15 protein-coding genes are annotated in these 16,502 nt (G+C 72.8%); 6 read left to right on the plus strand and 9 right to left on the minus strand.

The window, feature by feature from the left end:
* Window positions 1–31 precede the first annotated feature (31 nt).
* Window positions 32–976, minus strand: a complete 945-nt coding sequence (prmC, locus tag D3273_RS04625) for a peptide chain release factor N(5)-glutamine methyltransferase (RefSeq protein WP_129223975.1) — start codon at window positions 974–976, stop codon at window positions 32–34.
* A 74-nt stretch (window positions 977–1,050) separates the two neighbouring features.
* Window positions 1,051–2,970: a molecular chaperone HtpG gene (gene htpG / locus D3273_RS04630; RefSeq protein ID WP_129223977.1), complete on the minus strand. Its 1,920-nt coding sequence runs from the start codon at window positions 2,968–2,970 to the stop codon at window positions 1,051–1,053.
* A 274-nt stretch (window positions 2,971–3,244) separates the two neighbouring features.
* On the opposite strand from htpG, the gene D3273_RS04635 reads away from it, so the two are divergent.
* On the plus strand, window positions 3,245–3,658 hold the full coding sequence (locus D3273_RS04635; RefSeq protein ID WP_129223979.1) for a DUF2794 domain-containing protein: 414 nt from the start codon (window positions 3,245–3,247) through the stop codon (window positions 3,656–3,658).
* 25 nt (window positions 3,659–3,683) lie between these two features.
* Here the strand turns inward: D3273_RS04635 and D3273_RS04640 are convergent, their stop codons facing one another.
* Window positions 3,684–4,973: an OprO/OprP family phosphate-selective porin gene (locus D3273_RS04640; protein WP_129223981.1), complete on the minus strand. Its 1,290-nt coding sequence runs from the start codon at window positions 4,971–4,973 to the stop codon at window positions 3,684–3,686.
* A 219-nt stretch (window positions 4,974–5,192) separates the two neighbouring features.
* Here D3273_RS04640 and D3273_RS04645 point away from each other — a divergent pair, with 219 nt between their 5' ends.
* The 4 genes from D3273_RS04645 (at window position 5,193) to D3273_RS04660 (ending at window position 8,635) form a co-directional block, all read left to right on the plus strand.
* Window positions 5,193–5,588 carry a YidB family protein gene (locus D3273_RS04645; protein ID WP_129223983.1) on the plus strand — a complete coding sequence of 132 codons (396 nt, stop codon included), beginning with the start codon at window positions 5,193–5,195 and terminating at the stop codon, window positions 5,586–5,588.
* A gap of 71 nt (window positions 5,589–5,659) precedes the next feature.
* Window positions 5,660–7,117, plus strand: a complete 1,458-nt coding sequence (locus D3273_RS04650) for a lipopolysaccharide biosynthesis protein (protein ID WP_129223985.1) — start codon at window positions 5,660–5,662, stop codon at window positions 7,115–7,117.
* 363 nt (window positions 7,118–7,480) lie between these two features.
* Window positions 7,481–8,257 (plus strand): L,D-transpeptidase, encoded by a 777-nt coding sequence (locus D3273_RS04655; RefSeq protein ID WP_129224225.1) that lies wholly within the window; start codon window positions 7,481–7,483, stop codon window positions 8,255–8,257.
* Window positions 8,258–8,344: 87 nt separating this feature from the next.
* Entirely contained in the window at window positions 8,345–8,635 is a 291-nt protein-coding gene (locus D3273_RS04660) for a DUF1330 domain-containing protein (protein WP_129223987.1), read from the plus strand.
* A 6-nt stretch (window positions 8,636–8,641) separates the two neighbouring features.
* Here D3273_RS04660 and D3273_RS04665 read toward each other — a convergent pair whose 3' ends face one another.
* The 5 genes from D3273_RS04665 to D3273_RS04685 form a co-directional block, all read right to left on the minus strand.
* Entirely contained in the window at window positions 8,642–9,817 is a 1,176-nt protein-coding gene (locus D3273_RS04665) for an AI-2E family transporter (protein WP_129223989.1), read from the minus strand.
* Between the two features lie 73 nt (window positions 9,818–9,890).
* Complete coding sequence (locus tag D3273_RS04670; RefSeq protein WP_129223991.1) at window positions 9,891–10,127, minus strand: hypothetical protein; 237 nt, start codon at window positions 10,125–10,127, stop codon at window positions 9,891–9,893.
* 109 nt (window positions 10,128–10,236) lie between these two features.
* A complete protein-coding gene (locus D3273_RS04675; RefSeq protein WP_207210682.1) occupies window positions 10,237–11,241 on the minus strand; it encodes an ABC transporter ATP-binding protein in 1,005 nt (334 codons plus the stop codon).
* A 185-nt stretch (window positions 11,242–11,426) separates the two neighbouring features.
* Complete coding sequence (locus tag D3273_RS04680; protein WP_245500990.1) at window positions 11,427–12,923, minus strand: ABC transporter permease; 1,497 nt, start codon at window positions 12,921–12,923, stop codon at window positions 11,427–11,429.
* 71 nt (window positions 12,924–12,994) lie between these two features.
* A complete protein-coding gene (locus D3273_RS04685) occupies window positions 12,995–14,026 on the minus strand; it encodes an extracellular solute-binding protein (RefSeq protein WP_129223995.1) in 1,032 nt (343 codons plus the stop codon).
* A 373-nt stretch (window positions 14,027–14,399) separates the two neighbouring features.
* Between D3273_RS04685 and D3273_RS04690 the strand changes: the two genes are divergently transcribed.
* Window positions 14,400–15,065, plus strand: a complete 666-nt coding sequence (locus tag D3273_RS04690; protein ID WP_129223997.1) for a hypothetical protein — start codon at window positions 14,400–14,402, stop codon at window positions 15,063–15,065.
* A gap of 28 nt (window positions 15,066–15,093) precedes the next feature.
* Here D3273_RS04690 and D3273_RS04695 read toward each other — a convergent pair whose 3' ends face one another.
* Window positions 15,094–16,449 (minus strand): NAD(P)/FAD-dependent oxidoreductase, encoded by a 1,356-nt coding sequence (locus tag D3273_RS04695; RefSeq protein WP_129223999.1) that lies wholly within the window; start codon window positions 16,447–16,449, stop codon window positions 15,094–15,096.
* Window positions 16,450–16,502 lie beyond the last annotated feature (53 nt).

Here is a 16,502-nt window from a genome sequence, read left to right on the forward strand (position 1 = left end):
GCGGAACCCTTCCGCCACCGACCTCGCGCCTTCAAGAACGGCCGCGTCCCCGGCCGTCTCGGGACGCGGCTTCCCCGTCCGCGGCGGCGGGCTTCTGCGCTCGGCGTCGTCCGACCGGCGCGTCCGGCGCCGAGCGGCCCAGGACGGCCCGGGGGATGCCGGCGAGATCGGGCCGGACGCGGACGGCGCCGATCCCCGCCGCGCCCATCAGCTGCGCGACGTCACCGTCCTGTCCCCGGCCGACCTCGAAACAGGCGATGCCACCCGGCGCCAGGAGGCGCGGCAGATCGGCGGCGAGGACGCGGTAGCAGGCGAGGCCGTCGGCGCCCCCGTCGAGCGCCGCCGGCGGGTCGTGGTCGCGCACGTCGCGGTCGAGGCCGGGAATGACGGCGCTCTCGATGTAGGGCGGGTTCGACGCCACGACGTCGAAGCGGCGCGGCCCGAGCGCCGCCGCCCAGTCGCCCTGCAGCACGAGATTTCGGGGCGCGAACCCGTGGGCGGCGAGGTTGCCCCGCGCCACCGCGCAGGCGGCGGCGGAGCGGTCGACACCCCATCCGGTCGCGCGCGGCAGTTCGGACAGGAGCCCGCACAGGATGGCGCCCGAGCCGGTGCCGAGGTCGAGCACGGTCAACGCGTCGCCGCGCCGCGGGCCGAGCGCGTCGAGCACCGCCGCCACGACGGTCTCGGTGTCGGGCCTGGGATCGAGCACGTCGGGCGTAACGCGCAGCGTCAGGCCCCAGAAGTCGCGCCGCCCGAGGATGCGCGACACCGGTTCGCGCGCCGCGCGGCGCGCCACCCAGCCGTCGAGCCTCGCCGCGGCGTCCGGCTGAAGCGGGCGGTGGGGGTCGAGAACGAGGGCGAGGCGGTCGAGCCCCGCGGCGGCGAGCAGCAGAAGGCGGGCGTCGACCTGGGGGTCGGGAACGTGGGCCGCCGCGAGCGCCCGTGTGGCGGCGCCGAGGGCGGCGGCGAGGGTCATCATGGGTCCACCACGTCGAGGGTGCGGGCCGCCCGCATCCCCGTCGGGGGGAACGGGCGGCCGCCGGGGTGGGGTCAGCCCGCCGCCTTCTCCATCACGCGCCGCAGGCGCGCCGCGAAGGCTGCGGCATCGGCCGGCAGTTCGCCGTCCATGATGCGCGCCTCGTCGTGGAGCAGCCAGGCCGAGTCCTCGACGATGGAGCGGTCCCCCTCGCCGGCATGGCGATCGGCCAGCGCCGTCACCAGCGGGTGGCCCGGGTTGATCTCCAGCACGGGCTTCGACGCCGCACCGCCGAGCTTTCCGTGCTGCGCCAGGATCTTCTCGAGGCGACGGTCCGGGCCGAACTCGGGCGCGATGAGGCAGGCCGGGCTTTCCGACAGGCGATCCGACGCCCGGACGTCCTCGACGGATTCGGCCAGGGTCTGCTTCATGAAGGCGAGCAGCGTCGCGATCTTCGGGCCGACCTCCCTGTCGTCGGGCTGCTTCTCGCCCTCGGCCATCGGCACCGACTTGATGTCGGCCGCGCCCTGGGTCACCGATTTGAAGGGCTTGCCCTCGAAGCCGACGGCGTTCTGCACCCAGAAGGCGTCGACGGCGTCCGGCAGCAGCAGCACCTCGATGCCGCGCGCCCGGAAGCCTTCGAGTTGCGGCGATGTCTTCAACCGGGCCAGGTCGTCGCCGACGAGGTAGTAGATCGCGGTCTGGTTTTCCCGCAGGTCGGCGACGTATTGCGCGAGGGTGCGGCCGCCGTCGGGGTGCTTCGTGGACGCGAAGCGGGCCAGCTTGAACAGGCCGTCGCGGCGCTCGGGGTCCTCGTAGATGCCTTCCTTGAGGACGGCCCCGAAGTTCTCCCACACCTTGCCGAACCCGTCGGCGTCGTTGTCGGCCATCTTGGTCAGGTCGCCGAGGACGCGGTTGGTGACGCCCTTGCGGATGGCGGCGAAGACCGGCGAGTTCTGCACCATCTCGCGCGACACGTTGAGCGGCAGGTCGGCCGTGTCGACGACGGCGCGCACGAAGCGCAGCCACCCCGGCAGCAGGTCGGCCTCGTCGGAGATCAGCACGCGGCGCACGTAGAGCTTGGTCCGGCCCTTGCGCTGGGGGTCGAACAGGTCGAAGGGCTTCGAGCCCGGCACGAAGGCCAGCACCGAATACTCGTGCCGCCCTTCGGCCCGGTAATGGATCGTCAGCGCCGGCTCGTCGTATTGCGCCGCCAGCGTGCGATAGAACTCGGTATATTGCTCGGGCGTGATGTCGGCCTTCGACTTCGCCCACAGCGCCGCGCCATCGGTGAGGCGGCGGGCTTCGCCGTCGGGCGTTTCCTGCAGGTCGATCGGCACCGCCACGGCGCCGGAATGCTCCTTGACCAGGCGCTCGACGCGCCACGGCTCCAGGAATTCCTTCTGGGCCTCCTCGTTGAGGTGCAGGGTCACGCGGGTGCCGCGGGCCGGCGCGTCGTCGAGCGGCAGGGCCGCGACCGCATAGGAACCCTTGCCGTCGCTGGTCCAGCGCCAGGCCTCGTCGGTGCCGGCGCGGCGGGTGCGGACCTCGACGCTGTCGGCGACCATGAAGGCCGAATAGAAGCCGATGCCGAACTGGCCGATGAGGTTGCCGCTTTCCTCCTCGGCCTGCGAACCGATCTTGTCCAGGAACGCCTTGGTGCCAGAGGACGCGATGGTGCCGAGCGCGCGGTCGAGGTCGTCGCGCCCCATGCCGATGCCATTGTCGACCACGGCCAGCGTCCTGGCCTCCTTGTCGATGACGACCCGGATGGCGAAGCCTTCGCCGTCGGCGGCGAGGTTGGGCTCGGCGATGGCCTCGTAGCGCAGCTTCTCGCAGGCGTCGGCGGCGTTGGAGATGAGCTCGCGCAGGAAGACGTCCCGCTCGGAATAGATCGAGTGGACCATGAGCTCCAGCAGGCGCGACACGTCGGCCTGGAACGTCTTGGTCTCGCCGGCGCTCTCCGGCGCCGTCTGGATGTCAGCCTCGCTCATGGAACTCGCGATCCCTCCGAAAGGACCCGCGGCCGCGGGGGAGCGCATGCGCTCCGAACCGCCGCGGCCGGGGTCTCGTGATGCCGATGCGGGCCGGCCGTGCCGAGCCCCGCCCCCGCGACGAAGCGCCAGGGGCACGGCTCATATCGACGCTCGTTTCCCCGACCGCAAGGCGGATCGCGGCGGAAAAGAGACGGCGCCCCGGCCCGGATCCGCAGGCTTGAACCGGGCCGCCGCCGGGGCCATTCTCGTGCTCTCCAAGGGGGAGCGCGGGATGAGCCAGGGCGAAACGCCGGACGAGGCGAAGCAGCAGGGCGGATCGGTGGCCCCGTTCCCGTCGCGGCGGGCGCCCCCGCCGGCCGCCGAACCCGCCTTCGTGCCGGCCGCGCCCGTGGTGTCCTTCGATCGGCACGAGCTGCGCGAAATCTTCAACGTCTACGGCCGCCGGGTCGCCGACGGCGAATGGCGCGACTATGCCCTCGATTTCCTGCCCGAGAAGGCCGTCTTCTCCATCTACCGCCGCGCGTCCGAAGTGCCGCTGTACCGCGTCGAGAAGGACCCTGCGCTGGCGCGGCGCCAGGGCGCCTATTCGGTCGTGGCCGCCACGGGGCTGATCCTCAAGCGCGGCCCGGACCTCGCCCGCGTGCTCCAGGCGATCGACCGCAAGCCGAGGCTCGTCGTGGTGTGACGCCCGGCGGTCGCACGTCCGGGACCTACCAGTAGACTTGGAAGCGCCCGACCACGAGGTCGCTGCTCACCGGACGTCCCGTGACGGACGCCGCCGACGGGTCGGCGCGGGCGTGGACGTAATCGGCCATGACGCGGACGTCGTCGTCGGGATACCAGTTCACCCCCAGGCTCGCGTCGTGCTCCGCCCCGCCGCGGACCGGCCCAGACGCGAGGTCGATCGCGCTGACGCGGGCCGCGAGCTCGAAGACGCCGAAGCCGCCCCGCGACACGCGCCGCCCTTCCGGCACCTTCACGCCGTCGAAGATCGCGTATTCGGAGGCGCCCGGCGCTTCGACGCGGTATCGGCGGCCCGGGCCGTTCACCACCCAGCCGAGCTCCGCGTAGCCGGCCTGAAACGTGCGGTCCGGCGCGCCGGCGCCCGTCACGGACGTGAGGGCATATTCGCCCTGCACGCGGACGGAACCGTATTGATAGGCGCCTTCCAGCCCGAAGCGCCCCACGGCATCGGCGTCGCGGATCGTGCCGGTCGACACCAGCGACTTGTTGAACAGGTAGTCTTCCGGCTTGTCGCTGAACGACAGGGCCGTGCCGCCCCGGTCGAGCGCCCGGTAGGAGCCGGCGACGCCCAAGTGCAGCACCTGCACGGCGTCGAGGATCGGTGCATAGGTGGCGCGGGCCGTGCCGGCGATGCCGAAGCTGCTCACGCCGGTCGCCACGGGCGTGCCGCCGAAGACGCCCCCCATCAGGGTCCAGCGCTCGCCGTTGCCGCCGAGGCCGAGGCCGACGTCGCGCTGGGGCGAGAAGGTGTCGAGCAGCGAGCGCTCGGTGAACAGCGTGGTGTTGTTGCTTTCGAGCTGGTTCAGGCTGAACGGCTCCTTGAAGTTGCCCGCCACCACGTGGAACCCGGACACCGGGCTGTAGGACACGTAGGCGTCGTCCACCGGGCGGGTCGCGGACGCGAGGTCGTATTGGAAGGCGACCAGCACGTCGTGCAGCTTGAGGCTGGCTTCGAACCACGCGCGGCGCACCGCGCCGTCCGCCGACAGGGCCGCGAACGTCTGCTTCGGGGCGAGCCTTGCGGCGCCGACGTCCTCGTGCAGCCGGCCGCCGATGTGGAACACCGCGTCGCTGTCGTCGGACTTCAGCCCGATCCCCTTGGCGTCGAGCGTGGCCATGCCGACCGTGGGCAGGTCCTGGGCGAAATACGGCAGGAACGGGAAGGGCCCGGCCTCGTCGGCGCGGGCCGGCGCGAGGGCGGCCAGCATGAGGAGCGCCGAGGCAGGCGGGATGGAGCGGAGCGGGCGACACGGCATGGCGGCCCCATCCTGCGTCAACGCCGCCGCGGGAGGAATGGGCGCTGGCCCTTCCGCGCGCAGGTGCCGGGCCCGCGTTGTATTCAAGAGACGCCCCCCTCGGGCATCGGCCGCACCCGGGCCGGCCGCCGCCGGGCGCTACACGGGACAGCTTCCGCGTTTGCGCGGCTCCCGCAACGGCCCTAGAACGCGGGCATCGGTCGAACCTGGCGGACCACCATGAGCATCTTCGGCAACCTCGGCGGCATGCTGGGCGACTTCATCGAGCAGCACGGCGGCGCCGAAGCGATGGCGCAGAACGCCCTGCAGCAGGCGGGCGGCGTGCAGGGCATCGTCGGCAAGCTGCAGGGCGCGGGCTACGGCGAGCAGGTGCAGTCCTGGCTCGGCGCGGGCCCGAACCAGCCCGTGACGGCGGACGGGATCGCCCAGGCGATCGGCCACGGCAAGCTCGGCGAGATGGCGCAGCACTACGGCGTGCAGCCGGACCAGCTGTCCGGCCTGCTGGCGAAGGTGCTGCCGGGCCTCGTCGACCGGCTGAGCCCCGGCGGCACGCTGGAGCCGCACCTCGGCCAGAACGCGCAGGCGCCGTCGTCCCCGCGCGATCCGGCGTCCTGACACGCTTTGTTGACCGTTGCGGACCAGGGTGACACCCGGCGGACCGGGTTCCGCGTGGCCCTGACCGACGCATGAAGATCATCCTGCCTTTCATCAGCAACACGCTGATGAACTTCGTCATCGGCCTTCTGCTCGCCCGGTTCCTCGGGCCGGCCGAATACGGCCGGATGGCGCTCGCGCTCGCGGTCGGCCAGGTCATCCAGACGCTGATGTTCGACTGGCTGCGCCTCGCCGCGACGCGCTTCTATTCCGAGCGGGCGCGGCTCGAGCGGCCGGAGCTTCGCGCCACCCTCGACGCCAGTTTCGCCGGGCTGATCGCGGTCCTCAGCGCCGCCGCCGTGTTCTTCCTGCTCAGCGGCATCGAAGTGCCGCTGTCGCGCCCTCTGGTGGCGCTGGCGGTCGGCGCCGCCGTGGCCAACGGCCTGTTCGACTACAACACCGCGCTGGTGCGGGCCCGTTTCATGGACGGGCTCTATGCCCGCATCATCATGGGCAAGAACGCGCTGTCCCTGGCGCTGACCGTGGGGGGCGCGTGGTGGTTCGGCTCGGCCGCCATGGCGCTGACGGGCCTGTGCCTGTCCATGACGGGGTCGCTGCTGGCGTCCCGCCGCGCGTTGACGGACGGCGGGTCGGCCCCGCGCGCGGCGCGGCGCGGCCTGGCCGCCCAGGCGCTGCGCTACGCGCTGCCGATCGTCATGGCCAACATGCTCTACCAGGTGATCCCGCTGGTCGACCGCGCCCTGATCGCGCACCGCTTCGGCTTCGCGGAATCGGGCCAATTCTCGCTCGCCTACGACCTCGGCATCCGCGTCGTGCTGGCCATCGGCTCGACGCTCGACGTGCTGCTGTTCCAGATCGCGGTGCGGGCCGACGAAACCCACGGCGCCGACCATTCGGCGCGGCAGATCGGCCGCAACATGGGCGTGGTGGTGGCGATCCTCGCCCCGACCTGCGTGGGCGCCTACCTGGTGATGCCGTCGTTCCAGCAGCTCGTGGTGCCGCCGGAGTTCCGCGGGCCCTTCGCCCAGTTCTTCACCTACCTGCTGCCCGGCTTCTTCTGCTATCCGCTGATCCACTACGCCGTGCATCCGGTGTTCCAGATCCGCAAGCGCACGCGGCCCCTCATCGCCACCGCCACCGTCGCGGCGCTGGCCAACGTCGCCCTCAGCTTCGCCATGCCGGCCGGCGCGGGGGCGATCGGCTACGCGGTGGCGCTGTCGGCGGCGCTGGGCGCCGGGCTTCTGGCGCTGGTCGCCGCGGCGTCGCTCGTCGGCGCGTCCTGGCCGGCCCCCCGCGACCTCGCCGTGACGCTGCTCGGCTCGCTCGCCATGGCGGGCGCGGTGCTGCCGCTGCGCGGGATGGAGCCCGGCCTGACGACGCTGCTGGTGCAGGTCGGCCTCGGCGCGCTGGTCTACGGGGGGCTCGCGGCCGCCTTCGACCTCGCCGGCCTGCGCAGCCTGGCGCTCGACCACCTGCCGGCGCGGTGGCGCCGCCCGCCCGCTTTACCCCGCGTTGACCACGCCGCTTAACGTCCGATTCAGTTTATCCGATCCGTAACCATGGTTTCGGGTAGTTAATACTGAACGGCGATATCCGTGTATTGTTCGGAATTGAAAGACCCAACCTCTTCGCTCCGGACGATTTCCATGAAGCGTTTCGTTGTTTCGAGCGGCTACGTCCTGCTGGGCTTGGCGGCGCTGTCGGCTGCTTCGGCGAGCGGTGTTCGAGCGGGGCAGCACGTCCCGCATGCCGTGGGCATCCCGGGCATCGGGCCGGGCACGGGCGTCGACGTGTACATCCCGAACCCGGACGAGCAGACGCCCATCGCCTGGTCGCAGGGCACCGAGCCCCCGCCGCCCCAGGGCGACTACGGCGGCGGCAGGCTGCAGTACATGATCACCGGCAACGAGAGCCGCCCGGCCGCGCATCCCCGGATTCCGCCGCCCTACTTCCCGGCCCGCGTCGCGCCCGTGCAGGGGCCGGACGGGCGTTCCAGCCTCGCCACCCACGCCCGCCCGCCGGAAGGCGCGGCCCCCCGCGGCCGCGGCGCGTATGCCGCGGAAGCCGAACCGGCCGATGCCGCCCCGGCCTATCGCGGCCCGGCGCCGAGCGGCTACGACAGCGTGGGTTTCGGCGGCGCGAGCCCGGTCAGTTCCGGCTACGGCCGCGCGCCGCGCGCCGCCTACGTGCCGGCCGCCTACGGCGAAGCGCCCCGGGCCGAGCTCGACCCAGTCTACCGTCGGCAGGAGGTCGCCTATTCGGGCGGCCAAGCGCCCGGCACGGTGGTGATCGATACGGCCGACAAGTTCCTGTACCTCGTCGAGGGCGCCGGCCACGCGCTGCGCTACGGCATCGGCGTGGCGAAGCCCGGCTTCCTGTGGTCGGGCACCCACACGATCACCCGCATGGCCGAATGGCCGGACTGGACGCCCCCCGCCGAGATGCTGGGGCGCCGCCCGGACCTGCCGCGCCACATGGACGGCGGCCTCGCCAACCCGCTCGGCGCCCGCGCCATGTACCTCGGCTCGACCCTGTACCGCATCCACGGCACCAACGAGCCGGACACGATCGGCACCAACGTGTCGTCGGGCTGCATCCGCCTGCGCAACGAGGACGTCACCGACCTGTACGGGCGCGTGCGCGTCGGCACGCGCGTCGTGGTGATGTGACGGGCGCACCGCTTTGACGGCGCGCGGGGCGGGGTCCTAAGAGGTCCTGCCCCGCTTCCGCGGGGCCCAGGCGAGGAGGCCGCTTCGATGCCCAAGGGCTACATCATCGTCCGCATGACCGTGACGGACCCGGACGCCTACAAGACCTACGCCGCGATGGCGTCGGAAGCGATGAGGATCCACGGCGTCAAGCCCCTGGCGCGCGGCGGGCGCAGCACCGCCGTCGAGGGCGAGGGGAGGCCGCGCAACGTGGTGCTGGAGGCCGAGTCCTACGAGGCCGCCCTGGCCTACTACCATTCCCCCGAATACCAGGCCGCCGTGGCGGTCCGGAAGCCGGCCGGCATCGGCGAAGTGGTGATCGTGGAAGGCGCCGAGTAGCGGCCTTCAGTTCTGCCGGGCGAGGCCGCCGCCGGCGACGGGACGCGCGTCGGGCTTGGCGTCGGCGACGCGGCCCTGCGCCTGCCGGCCTTCGGTGTATTCCCGCCACAGCAGCACGAGGGCCGCCATCAGGGCCGGGCCGACGAAGAGGCCCACCAGCCCCCAGGTTTCGACGCCGCCCAGGATGCCGAACAGCACCCACAGGAACGGAAGCCGCGTCGTGCCGCCGATGAGGACCGGGCGGACCAGGTGGTCCGCCAGGAAGGCGAGGATGCTGCCGCCCACCACGACCAGGAGGGCCGCCACCACGGCCCCCTGCGCCACCAGCACGGCGCCGACCAGGATGAACACGACCGTGACGGCGAAGGGCACCATGGCGGCCACCGCCGTCAGCGCCCCGAACAGGATCGGATGGGGCACGCCGGCGAACGCGTAGGCGATGCCCATCAGGAAGCCCTCGCCGAGCCCGACCAGCACGAGGCCGTCCACCGTGCCGTGGATGGAGGCCACCATCTGCCGCGCGACGCGTTCTCCCTTGGCGCCGAAGGCCTTGTTGCTGGCGTCGAGGCACTGCCGGACGACGTCCTTGCCCTGCTTGAACAGGAAGAACAGCGTCATCAGGGCGAAGAAGAACAGCACGGTGCGGTGGACGATCTGTCCCCCCACGTTGCGGCCGATCTCGGCCGCCTTGGCCTTGTTGACCCGCTCGGCGATGCCGTGGGTCTGGGCGCCGTTGGCGAGGTTGTCCTGCCACCAATGCGTGACGGCATCGCCGCCGAAGGGCAGGTGCGAGATGAAGTCCGGCACCGGGATGCCCGACGTCGTCGCCTGGCGGTACAGGTCGAGGACGGAATGGAACTCGCGCACGACTTCGAACAGCACGATGGCGAGCGGCAGGCCGAACAGGAGCCCGATGCAGAGGGTGAAGAGGCCCGGCAGCAGCACGTTATGCTTGCCGGGCGGAAAGCGGCGCTCGGCCTTCTCGTAGAGCGGCCAGAACGCGACGGCGAGGATGGCCGCCCAGGCGAGGGCGGGCAGGAAGTCGTGGATGGTCCAGACGCCGAGGCCGATGAGCGAGGCGGACAGGATCAGCCGCGCGTTGCGCTGGCGCTGGCCCGGCACGGAGCCGTCCCCATCGCCGCTGAGGGCGTCCCGGCGCGGGTTCGGCTCGGTCGTCGTCATGGTGGCGGAACCTGGAGGGAGGGTCTTGGGACGGGGTGGCGCGCGCCGGGCCGAGGCCGGCGCGCGACGGGTGTCAGCGGACGGTGCGGGTGGTCGTCACGGTGCGGCCCATCGGGCCCCGGCGCACGACGCGCTTCACGACGCGACGGCCGCCGAACGGCCCGCGGCGCACCGTCTTGGTGATGACGACGGCCACGTCGACCACGGGGGCCTTGGCGACGCCGGCGGGGGCCAGCGGCATGGCTTCGGCGCTGCCGGCGAGGAACAGGCCGGCGAGGCCGGCGAATGCGAGGGTGGCGACGATCTTCATGGGTCTGGTCTCCGGCGTGAATGCCCGAGCCTCCCAACGCGAATAGCCGCGTTCAAGTTCAACGCCATCGTCCGACGCCGCACCGTGCCGGCCAGCGCGGCCGCCGGCCTCAGGGCGCTTCGGGCGGGAACACCAGGGCGTCGCCGTGGATGCGGACGCCGATCTCGGTCCCGGGTTCGGGCGGCGCCGCGGCGAGCCAGCACGCCTGGAGCGCGACGGTGCCCCCGGCCGCCTCGAGGTCCAGCCAGGTGAGCGGGCCCAGCATGGCCGAGCGGCGCACCGTCATGCGGGCGCCCTGCCCCGGGGCAGCCTCGACGACCTGCTCGGGGCGCAGCATCAGGGCCGCCGGCCCGTCGGCGACGCCATGCGGGTTGCGCACCGGCACGCGGCCGAGCGCCGTGTCGGCGGCCTCGCCGGCGAGCGTGCCGGGGAGGTGGATGGCGGCGCCGGCGAGCCGCGCCGTGTCGAGGTCGACGGGGGAGCGGTAGAAGTCGGCGGACGTGCCGCGCTGCACGATGCGGCCGCGGCGCATGACGGCGATCTCGTCCGCCACCGAGAAGGCCTCGTCGCGGTCGTGCGTCACCATCAGGGCGGCGGCGCCGTTGCGCTTGAGGATGGCGCGGACCTCGGCGCAGAGCGTGCGGCGCAGGTGGGCGTCGAGCGCATTGAAGGGCTCGTCGAGGAGCACCAGGGCGGGCTCGGGCGCCAGGGCGCGGGCGATCGACACCCGCTGCTGCTGGCCGCCGGACAGTTCGTGCGGCATGCGGCGGCCGAAGCCCGCCATGCCGACGAGCTCCATCATCGCCTCGACGCGGCCCGAGCGGCGGCCGGCCGGCGACAGGCCGAAGCCGACATTGGCGGCGACGTCGAGGTGGGGGAACAGCACGCCGTCCTGGGGCACGTAGCCGATGCCGCGGCGGAACGGCGGCACCCAGCAGCCGCGCTCCCCCGGAGGGCCGTCGGCGACGGGCCGGCCGGCGAGCGCGACCGAGCCGGCGTCGGCGCGGTCGAAGCCCGCGACGAGGCGCAGAAGGGTCGTCTTGCCGCAGCCGGAGGGCCCGAGCAGCGCCACGATGTCGCCCGGCGCCACGGCGAGGTCGACGTCGCGGAGCACCGGCGCTTCGCCGTAGGACTTGGCGAGTCCCGAAACCTGGAGTGCGAAGCTGGAGATGGCGAACCCCGGCGGCTCGGTCGCCGAGGGCCAGGGGCCTTCGGCCGGTGCGGGGCGGAGCCCCGCGACGACGATTCCACGGCTCTGCCCTGAAACCCGCGAAACGCCAAGGCCTTTCGAGCCGCGGCTCAGGACCTGCCGCGCCGCTTCTGCAGCTGCACCGTCGCCCAATAGGCCGGCACCCCCGATACGAGGACCAGCAGCGCCGCGAAGGGCGCCGCCGCGCCGTATTTCATCTGCGACGATTGCCGCCACAGCTCGATCGACAGCGTGTGGATGCCGGTCGGCGCCAACACCAGCGTGGCGGTCAGCTCCTTCATCAGCTGCATGAACACCAGCAGGGCCGCGGCGCCGAGGCCCGGCAGGATGTTGGGCAGCGTCACGCTGAACAGCACGCGCCAGGGGGCGCGGCCGAGCGCGAGCGCCACCTCCTCCATGGCGGGGGGCACCTGCTCGACCGCGGGGCGCAGCGCCGTCTGGGCGAGCGGCAGGAACAGGATGGCGTAGCCGACGAGCAGGAGCGCCATGGTCTGGTACAGGAACGGCGCCGTACGCAGGCAGAAGTACACGAGCGACAGCGCCACCACGAGGCCCGGGAGCGCGTGCACCACGAAGGGGAGCCGCTCGGCCAGCACGGCCGCCCTGCCCCGCCGCCGGAACGCGGCCAGCACGAGGAGCAGCCCGGCCGCCGTGGTGACGGCGGCGCCGGCGGCCGACAGCTCCACCGAGTCGCCCACCGCGGACATCACCCTGTCCCAGGGCAGGGGCGCGTGGCGCGCCAGCACCAGCCAGTAGCCCAGCATGGCGACCGGGACGCCGAGCGCGAGGACGATCAGCGCGGCGAGCGCCGCCGCGGCCGGCACCGCCGTCCATCCGAGCCGGGCCCGGACGTGGGGCGCGGTGGCGCCGGACGCGGGCCGGGCGAAGCGGCGGCGGCCGCGCAGCGCCAGCTCCGCCGCCATCACGCCGAGGCAGAGCACGATCAGCACGGCCGACAGCATCGCGGCGGCGGCGCCGTCGTAGGACAGCTCGTAGGCCTCGTAGATGGCGGTGGTGAAGGTTTCGACGCGCAGCAGCGCCAGCGGCCCGAACTCGACCAGCATGTGAAGCGTGACGAGCAGCAGCCCGCCCGCCAGCGCCGGCCCGAGCTGCGGCAGCACGGTCCGGCCGAAGATGCGCCAAGGGCCGTGCCCGACCGAGCGCGCCACGTCCTCCAGCGCCGGATCCATGCCGGCCAGCGCCGCCGCCACGGGCAGGTAGACCAGCGGGTATTCGGCGAGGATCTGCACCAGGACGGCGCCCGCCATGCCCTCGACGCGCGGCGTCAGGGACAGCCAGGCGAAGGCCGACACCAGGGCCGGCATGGCGAGCGGCAGCGGCACCAGCACGCGCCACAGCCGCCGCCCCGGCAGGTCGGACCGTTCGACGAGCCAGGCCGCCGCCGTGCCGATCAGGAGCGCGCCGGCCGTCACCGTCACGGCCAGGGTCAGCGTGTTGACCAGCAGGTTCGCCACGAAGGGGCGGAACAGCAGGGCCGCCGTGCCGCTCGGGCCGACGGAAGCCGCTTGCCAGGCCACGTAGGCGAGCGGCAGCAGGGCCAGCGACACCACGACGGCGATGGGCACCCAGAGCCAGAAGGGCGGCGCGGAGGATCCGCGTCGACCGAAGGTGGAGGGCCGAAGCGCCGTTTCGGCCATCAGTTGATGCCGACGGCCTGCTCGAGCTTCAACGCCGAAGCGGCATCGCCGATCTCGGCCGCCGTGACGGGGGAAGCCTGCGCCTTGTCGAACCCCTTCAGGGCCACGGGCGACGCGACGCCCAGGCGCAACGGGACGTCGCCGGCGGCCTCGGCCAGCACCTTCTGGCCCTCGTCGCTGACCGCGAAGGCGGCGAACCGTTCGGCTTCGGCCTTGTGGGGCGCGAACTTCGGGATGCCGAGGCCCGACACCGTCAGCAGCGCGCCGGGATCCTTGGCGCCGATGTAGTGCACGCGCGCGTCGAGCGTGTCGGCGCCGCGCTCCTTGGCGACCGCCTGCCAATAATTGTCGGCGTTGATGGCGAGTTCGACCTCGCCGCGGTCGACCGCCAGCACCATGGCGGTGTTCTTGGGGTAGGCCTTGCCGTTGTCGTTGAGCCCGGACAGCCAGGCCTTGGCGGCGTCGGCCCCCTTCTGCTTCTCGACCGCGACGACGAGTTCGAGGAAGGCGGCGGCACGCGGGTTGAAGGCGAACTTGCCCTTCCATTCCGGCTTGGCGAGGTCGAGGATCGACGCCGGCAGCTTGTCCTCTGCGATGAGCTTCCTGTTGTACAGGATCACGAAGGAGCGCGCCGTCACGCCGACCCAGTCGCCATGGGCGCCGCTGTATTGCGACGGGATCGCCGCGGTGACCTCCGGACCCAGGGGCGCCAGCATGGACTTGTCGGCGAGGGTGACGAGCGCCGTGGAATATTCCGCGTAGAAGATGTCGGCCGGGGTGTGGTCGCCCTCGTCGACGATCTGCCGGGCGAGCGCGGGCGCGCCGCCGTTGCGGATCGACGTCCTGACGCCCGTCTTCGCTTCGAAGGCGGCGGCCAGGGCTTCGACGGGCCCCTCGTCCTGGCTGTTGTAGATCGTCAACGTGCCGCCGTCGGCGGCGAAGCCCGCGGTCGGGGCGGACACGGCGAGGGCGGAAGCGAACACGGCCGCACGGCATGCCGCGACGGCGACGCGCGGGGGATGAAGGCGCATGATCGGGTCCTCTGGATCGTCTCTTCGGGCAGCTCACGAGGCCGGATGCGCTCCGGTGAGCGTCGATCCGGCGATGTCGGGCAGTCCGACTGGCTGAGACCGTGTATAGCGACGGGGCTCCGCGCCGGTCAATTGAAGCGACGGCGGTGGGCGGCGAACCACCACACTATGTTTTGTAATTATTCCATTGTGCGACGACGCTCGACGACTGGACCAGAGTCGAAAGGCGTCGCGGCACGCCCTTTCGGCGGTGCGCGGGCCGGACGCGACGGGTCCACCACGCTGGCGCTTCCCCCGACGCACCGGACTTCAGGCCCCCTTAACCACTCCGCCCGCCATGATGACCGGACCACGAACGACGGACCGGCACACGATGAGGACTGGCTACCTTCGCGGCGGCGCCGCGGCGATCTGCCTGCTGCTGGCGACCGCGGCCGTCGCCCAGGAGGCGGGCGACTGCGACATGCTGTGCCGCCTCAAGGGCTACCTGTCGACCGACCACATGGCGGGCGAACCGGCCGGCGAAGCGCCCGGGGCGGCTCCCGCCAGGAGCCGCCGGCCGCGCGCCGCGGCGGCGCACAAGGCCGGCGCCCCCAAGGCGGCGGCGTCCACCCCCTCCCCGGTCGCGACGGCCGGCGCCCACCCGCCGGCCCCCGCGAAGGCCGCGCCCGCGGCACCGGCGGCCGCGAAGGCCGCCTCCACCGCCCAGGCATCGGCGACGGTCCCCAGCCCGGCGAAGAAGGACACCGCGGCGGTGCGTCCCGCCCCGGCCGCGGTGCGGGCGGCGGCCGTGCCGCCACAGTCCGCCCCGGCGCGGCCTTCCCGGCCCCACCCGGCGGTCGCGGCCCTGCCGGCGCCGAAGGAGCCGGCGAAGCCCGCTCCGAAGCCTCCCGCCGTGGCGGCGGCGCCCGACGTGGCGCCGGCCCCCCGCCGCGTCGCGCGGACGCGGCCCGCGCCGGCCGCGGCGCCCACCCGCACGGCCTCGCTGTCGACCACGATCCCGGGCAGCGCCCCGGCCATGCAGGCCGGGTTCCACTGAGAAGCGGCGCCGGCGGGCGCCGGCCCGGTCACTCGACCCGGAGCGCCTGCCTGTGGTCGGCGACGGAGTCGAGATAGCCGAACTCTTCGCGCGTCTGCGGCCGGATCGAGGTGATCAGCCGCGCCCCGCGCCCATAGGTGAGCCAGGCCCAGACCCAGTTCAGGTAGACGGTGATGCGGTTGCGCGCGCCGATCAGGAAGAACAGGTGGACGATGCTCCACAGCAGCCAGCCGATGACGCCCGTCATCTTGATCTTGCCGAGGTCGGCGATGGCGGCCGAGCGGCCCACCATGGCCATCTGGCCCTGGTCGTCGTAGGCGAACGGCGCCGGCAGGGGCTCGCCGATGAGGCGGCGCATCAGCACCTTGGCGACGTGCTCGCCCTGCTGCTTGGCGACGGGCGCGACGCCCGGCAGGCGGCGGCCGCGGCCGTCCTCCATGTAGGTGCAGTCGCCGACCGCGTAGACGTCCGGGTGGCCGATCACGGCGCAATGCTCGTCGATGCGGACGGCGTTGCCCTTGCCCTTCTCGGCGCCGAGCCAGTCGGCGACGGGCGTGGCGGCCGTGCCGGCGGCCCAGAGCACGTTGGCGGACAGGATGCGCTCGCCCCCCGCCACCACGCCGTCCCGGTCCACCGCCTCGACCTGGCAGCCGGTCTTCACCTCGACCCCGAGGTCCTCGAGGTGGCGGCGCGCATAGTCCGACAGGTGCTGCGGAAAGCCCGCCAGCAGGCTCGGGCCGCCTTCGCAGAGGACGATGCGGGCCCAGGTCGGCTGGATGCGGCGGAAATCGCGCGCCAGCGTCGAATGGGCGAGTTCCGCGATGGCGCCCGCCATCTCGACGCCCGTGGGCCCGCCGCCGACCACCACGAAGGTCAGCAGCTTGCGGATCTCGTTCGGATCGGTCCGGCTTTCCGCCCACTCGAAGGCGGCGAGCAAGGAGGAGCGCAGCGCGAGCGCCTGGTCGAGCGTCTTCAGCACGTGGGCGTGTTCCGCCCATTCGTCGTGGCCGAACCAGGAATAAACCGAGCCCGTGGCCATGACGAGGTAGTCGTAGGGGATCTCGGGCGTCCCCTTGACGCGGACCACCTTGCGCTCGGTGTCGACCCCCTCGACCTCGCCCATCAGCGTGCCGACGCGCGGCATGTCGGTGAAGAGGCCGCGCACCGGCACGGCGATGTCGGACGGCGCCAGCGCGGCCGTGGCCACCTGGTACAGCAGCGGCTGGAACAGGTTGTGGTTGGTCTTGTCGATGACGGTGACGAAGGCGGGCGCGAGGTTCAGGCCGCGCGCCACCGACAGGCCGCCGAAGCCCGCGCCGATCACCACGACGCGGGGCAGGTTCTTCGGGTTGCTCGGGTCCTTGACGTCGGGGCTTGACGGCATCCTGCGGTCCTTCTGGGCGCGAATCGGGGGCGGTGTGTCGGGGAGGTCGGGGG

The organism is Lichenibacterium minor, assembly GCF_004137685.1.
GTDB classification, from domain to species: domain Bacteria; phylum Pseudomonadota; class Alphaproteobacteria; order Rhizobiales; family Beijerinckiaceae; genus Lichenihabitans; species Lichenihabitans minor.

Excerpts from the sequence above, each read along its gene's own strand:
- D3273_RS04635 (WP_129223979.1), top strand. The coding sequence starts at position 3,245 with ATGAGCCAGGGCGAAACGCCGGACGAGGCGAAGCAGCAGGGCGGATCG.
- D3273_RS04660 (WP_129223987.1), top strand. The coding sequence starts at position 8,345 with ATGCCCAAGGGCTACATCATCGTCCGCATGACCGTGACGGACCCGGAC.
- D3273_RS04650 (WP_129223985.1), top strand. The coding sequence starts at position 5,660 with ATGAAGATCATCCTGCCTTTCATCAGCAACACGCTGATGAACTTCGTC.
- D3273_RS04640 (WP_129223981.1), bottom strand. The coding sequence starts at position 4,973 with ATGCCGTGTCGCCCGCTCCGCTCCATCCCGCCTGCCTCGGCGCTCCTC.
- htpG (WP_129223977.1), bottom strand. The coding sequence starts at position 2,970 with ATGAGCGAGGCTGACATCCAGACGGCGCCGGAGAGCGCCGGCGAGACC.
- D3273_RS04645 (WP_129223983.1), top strand. The coding sequence starts at position 5,193 with ATGAGCATCTTCGGCAACCTCGGCGGCATGCTGGGCGACTTCATCGAG.
- prmC (WP_129223975.1), bottom strand. The coding sequence starts at position 976 with ATGACCCTCGCCGCCGCCCTCGGCGCCGCCACACGGGCGCTCGCGGCG.
- D3273_RS04690 (WP_129223997.1), top strand. The coding sequence starts at position 14,400 with ATGAGGACTGGCTACCTTCGCGGCGGCGCCGCGGCGATCTGCCTGCTG.
- D3273_RS04670 (WP_129223991.1), bottom strand. The coding sequence starts at position 10,127 with ATGAAGATCGTCGCCACCCTCGCATTCGCCGGCCTCGCCGGCCTGTTC.
- D3273_RS04695 (WP_129223999.1), bottom strand. The coding sequence starts at position 16,449 with ATGCCGTCAAGCCCCGACGTCAAGGACCCGAGCAACCCGAAGAACCTG.
- D3273_RS04665 (WP_129223989.1), bottom strand. The coding sequence starts at position 9,817 with ATGACGACGACCGAGCCGAACCCGCGCCGGGACGCCCTCAGCGGCGAT.
- D3273_RS04655 (WP_129224225.1), top strand. The coding sequence starts at position 7,481 with ATGATCACCGGCAACGAGAGCCGCCCGGCCGCGCATCCCCGGATTCCG.
- D3273_RS04685 (WP_129223995.1), bottom strand. The coding sequence starts at position 14,026 with ATGCGCCTTCATCCCCCGCGCGTCGCCGTCGCGGCATGCCGTGCGGCC.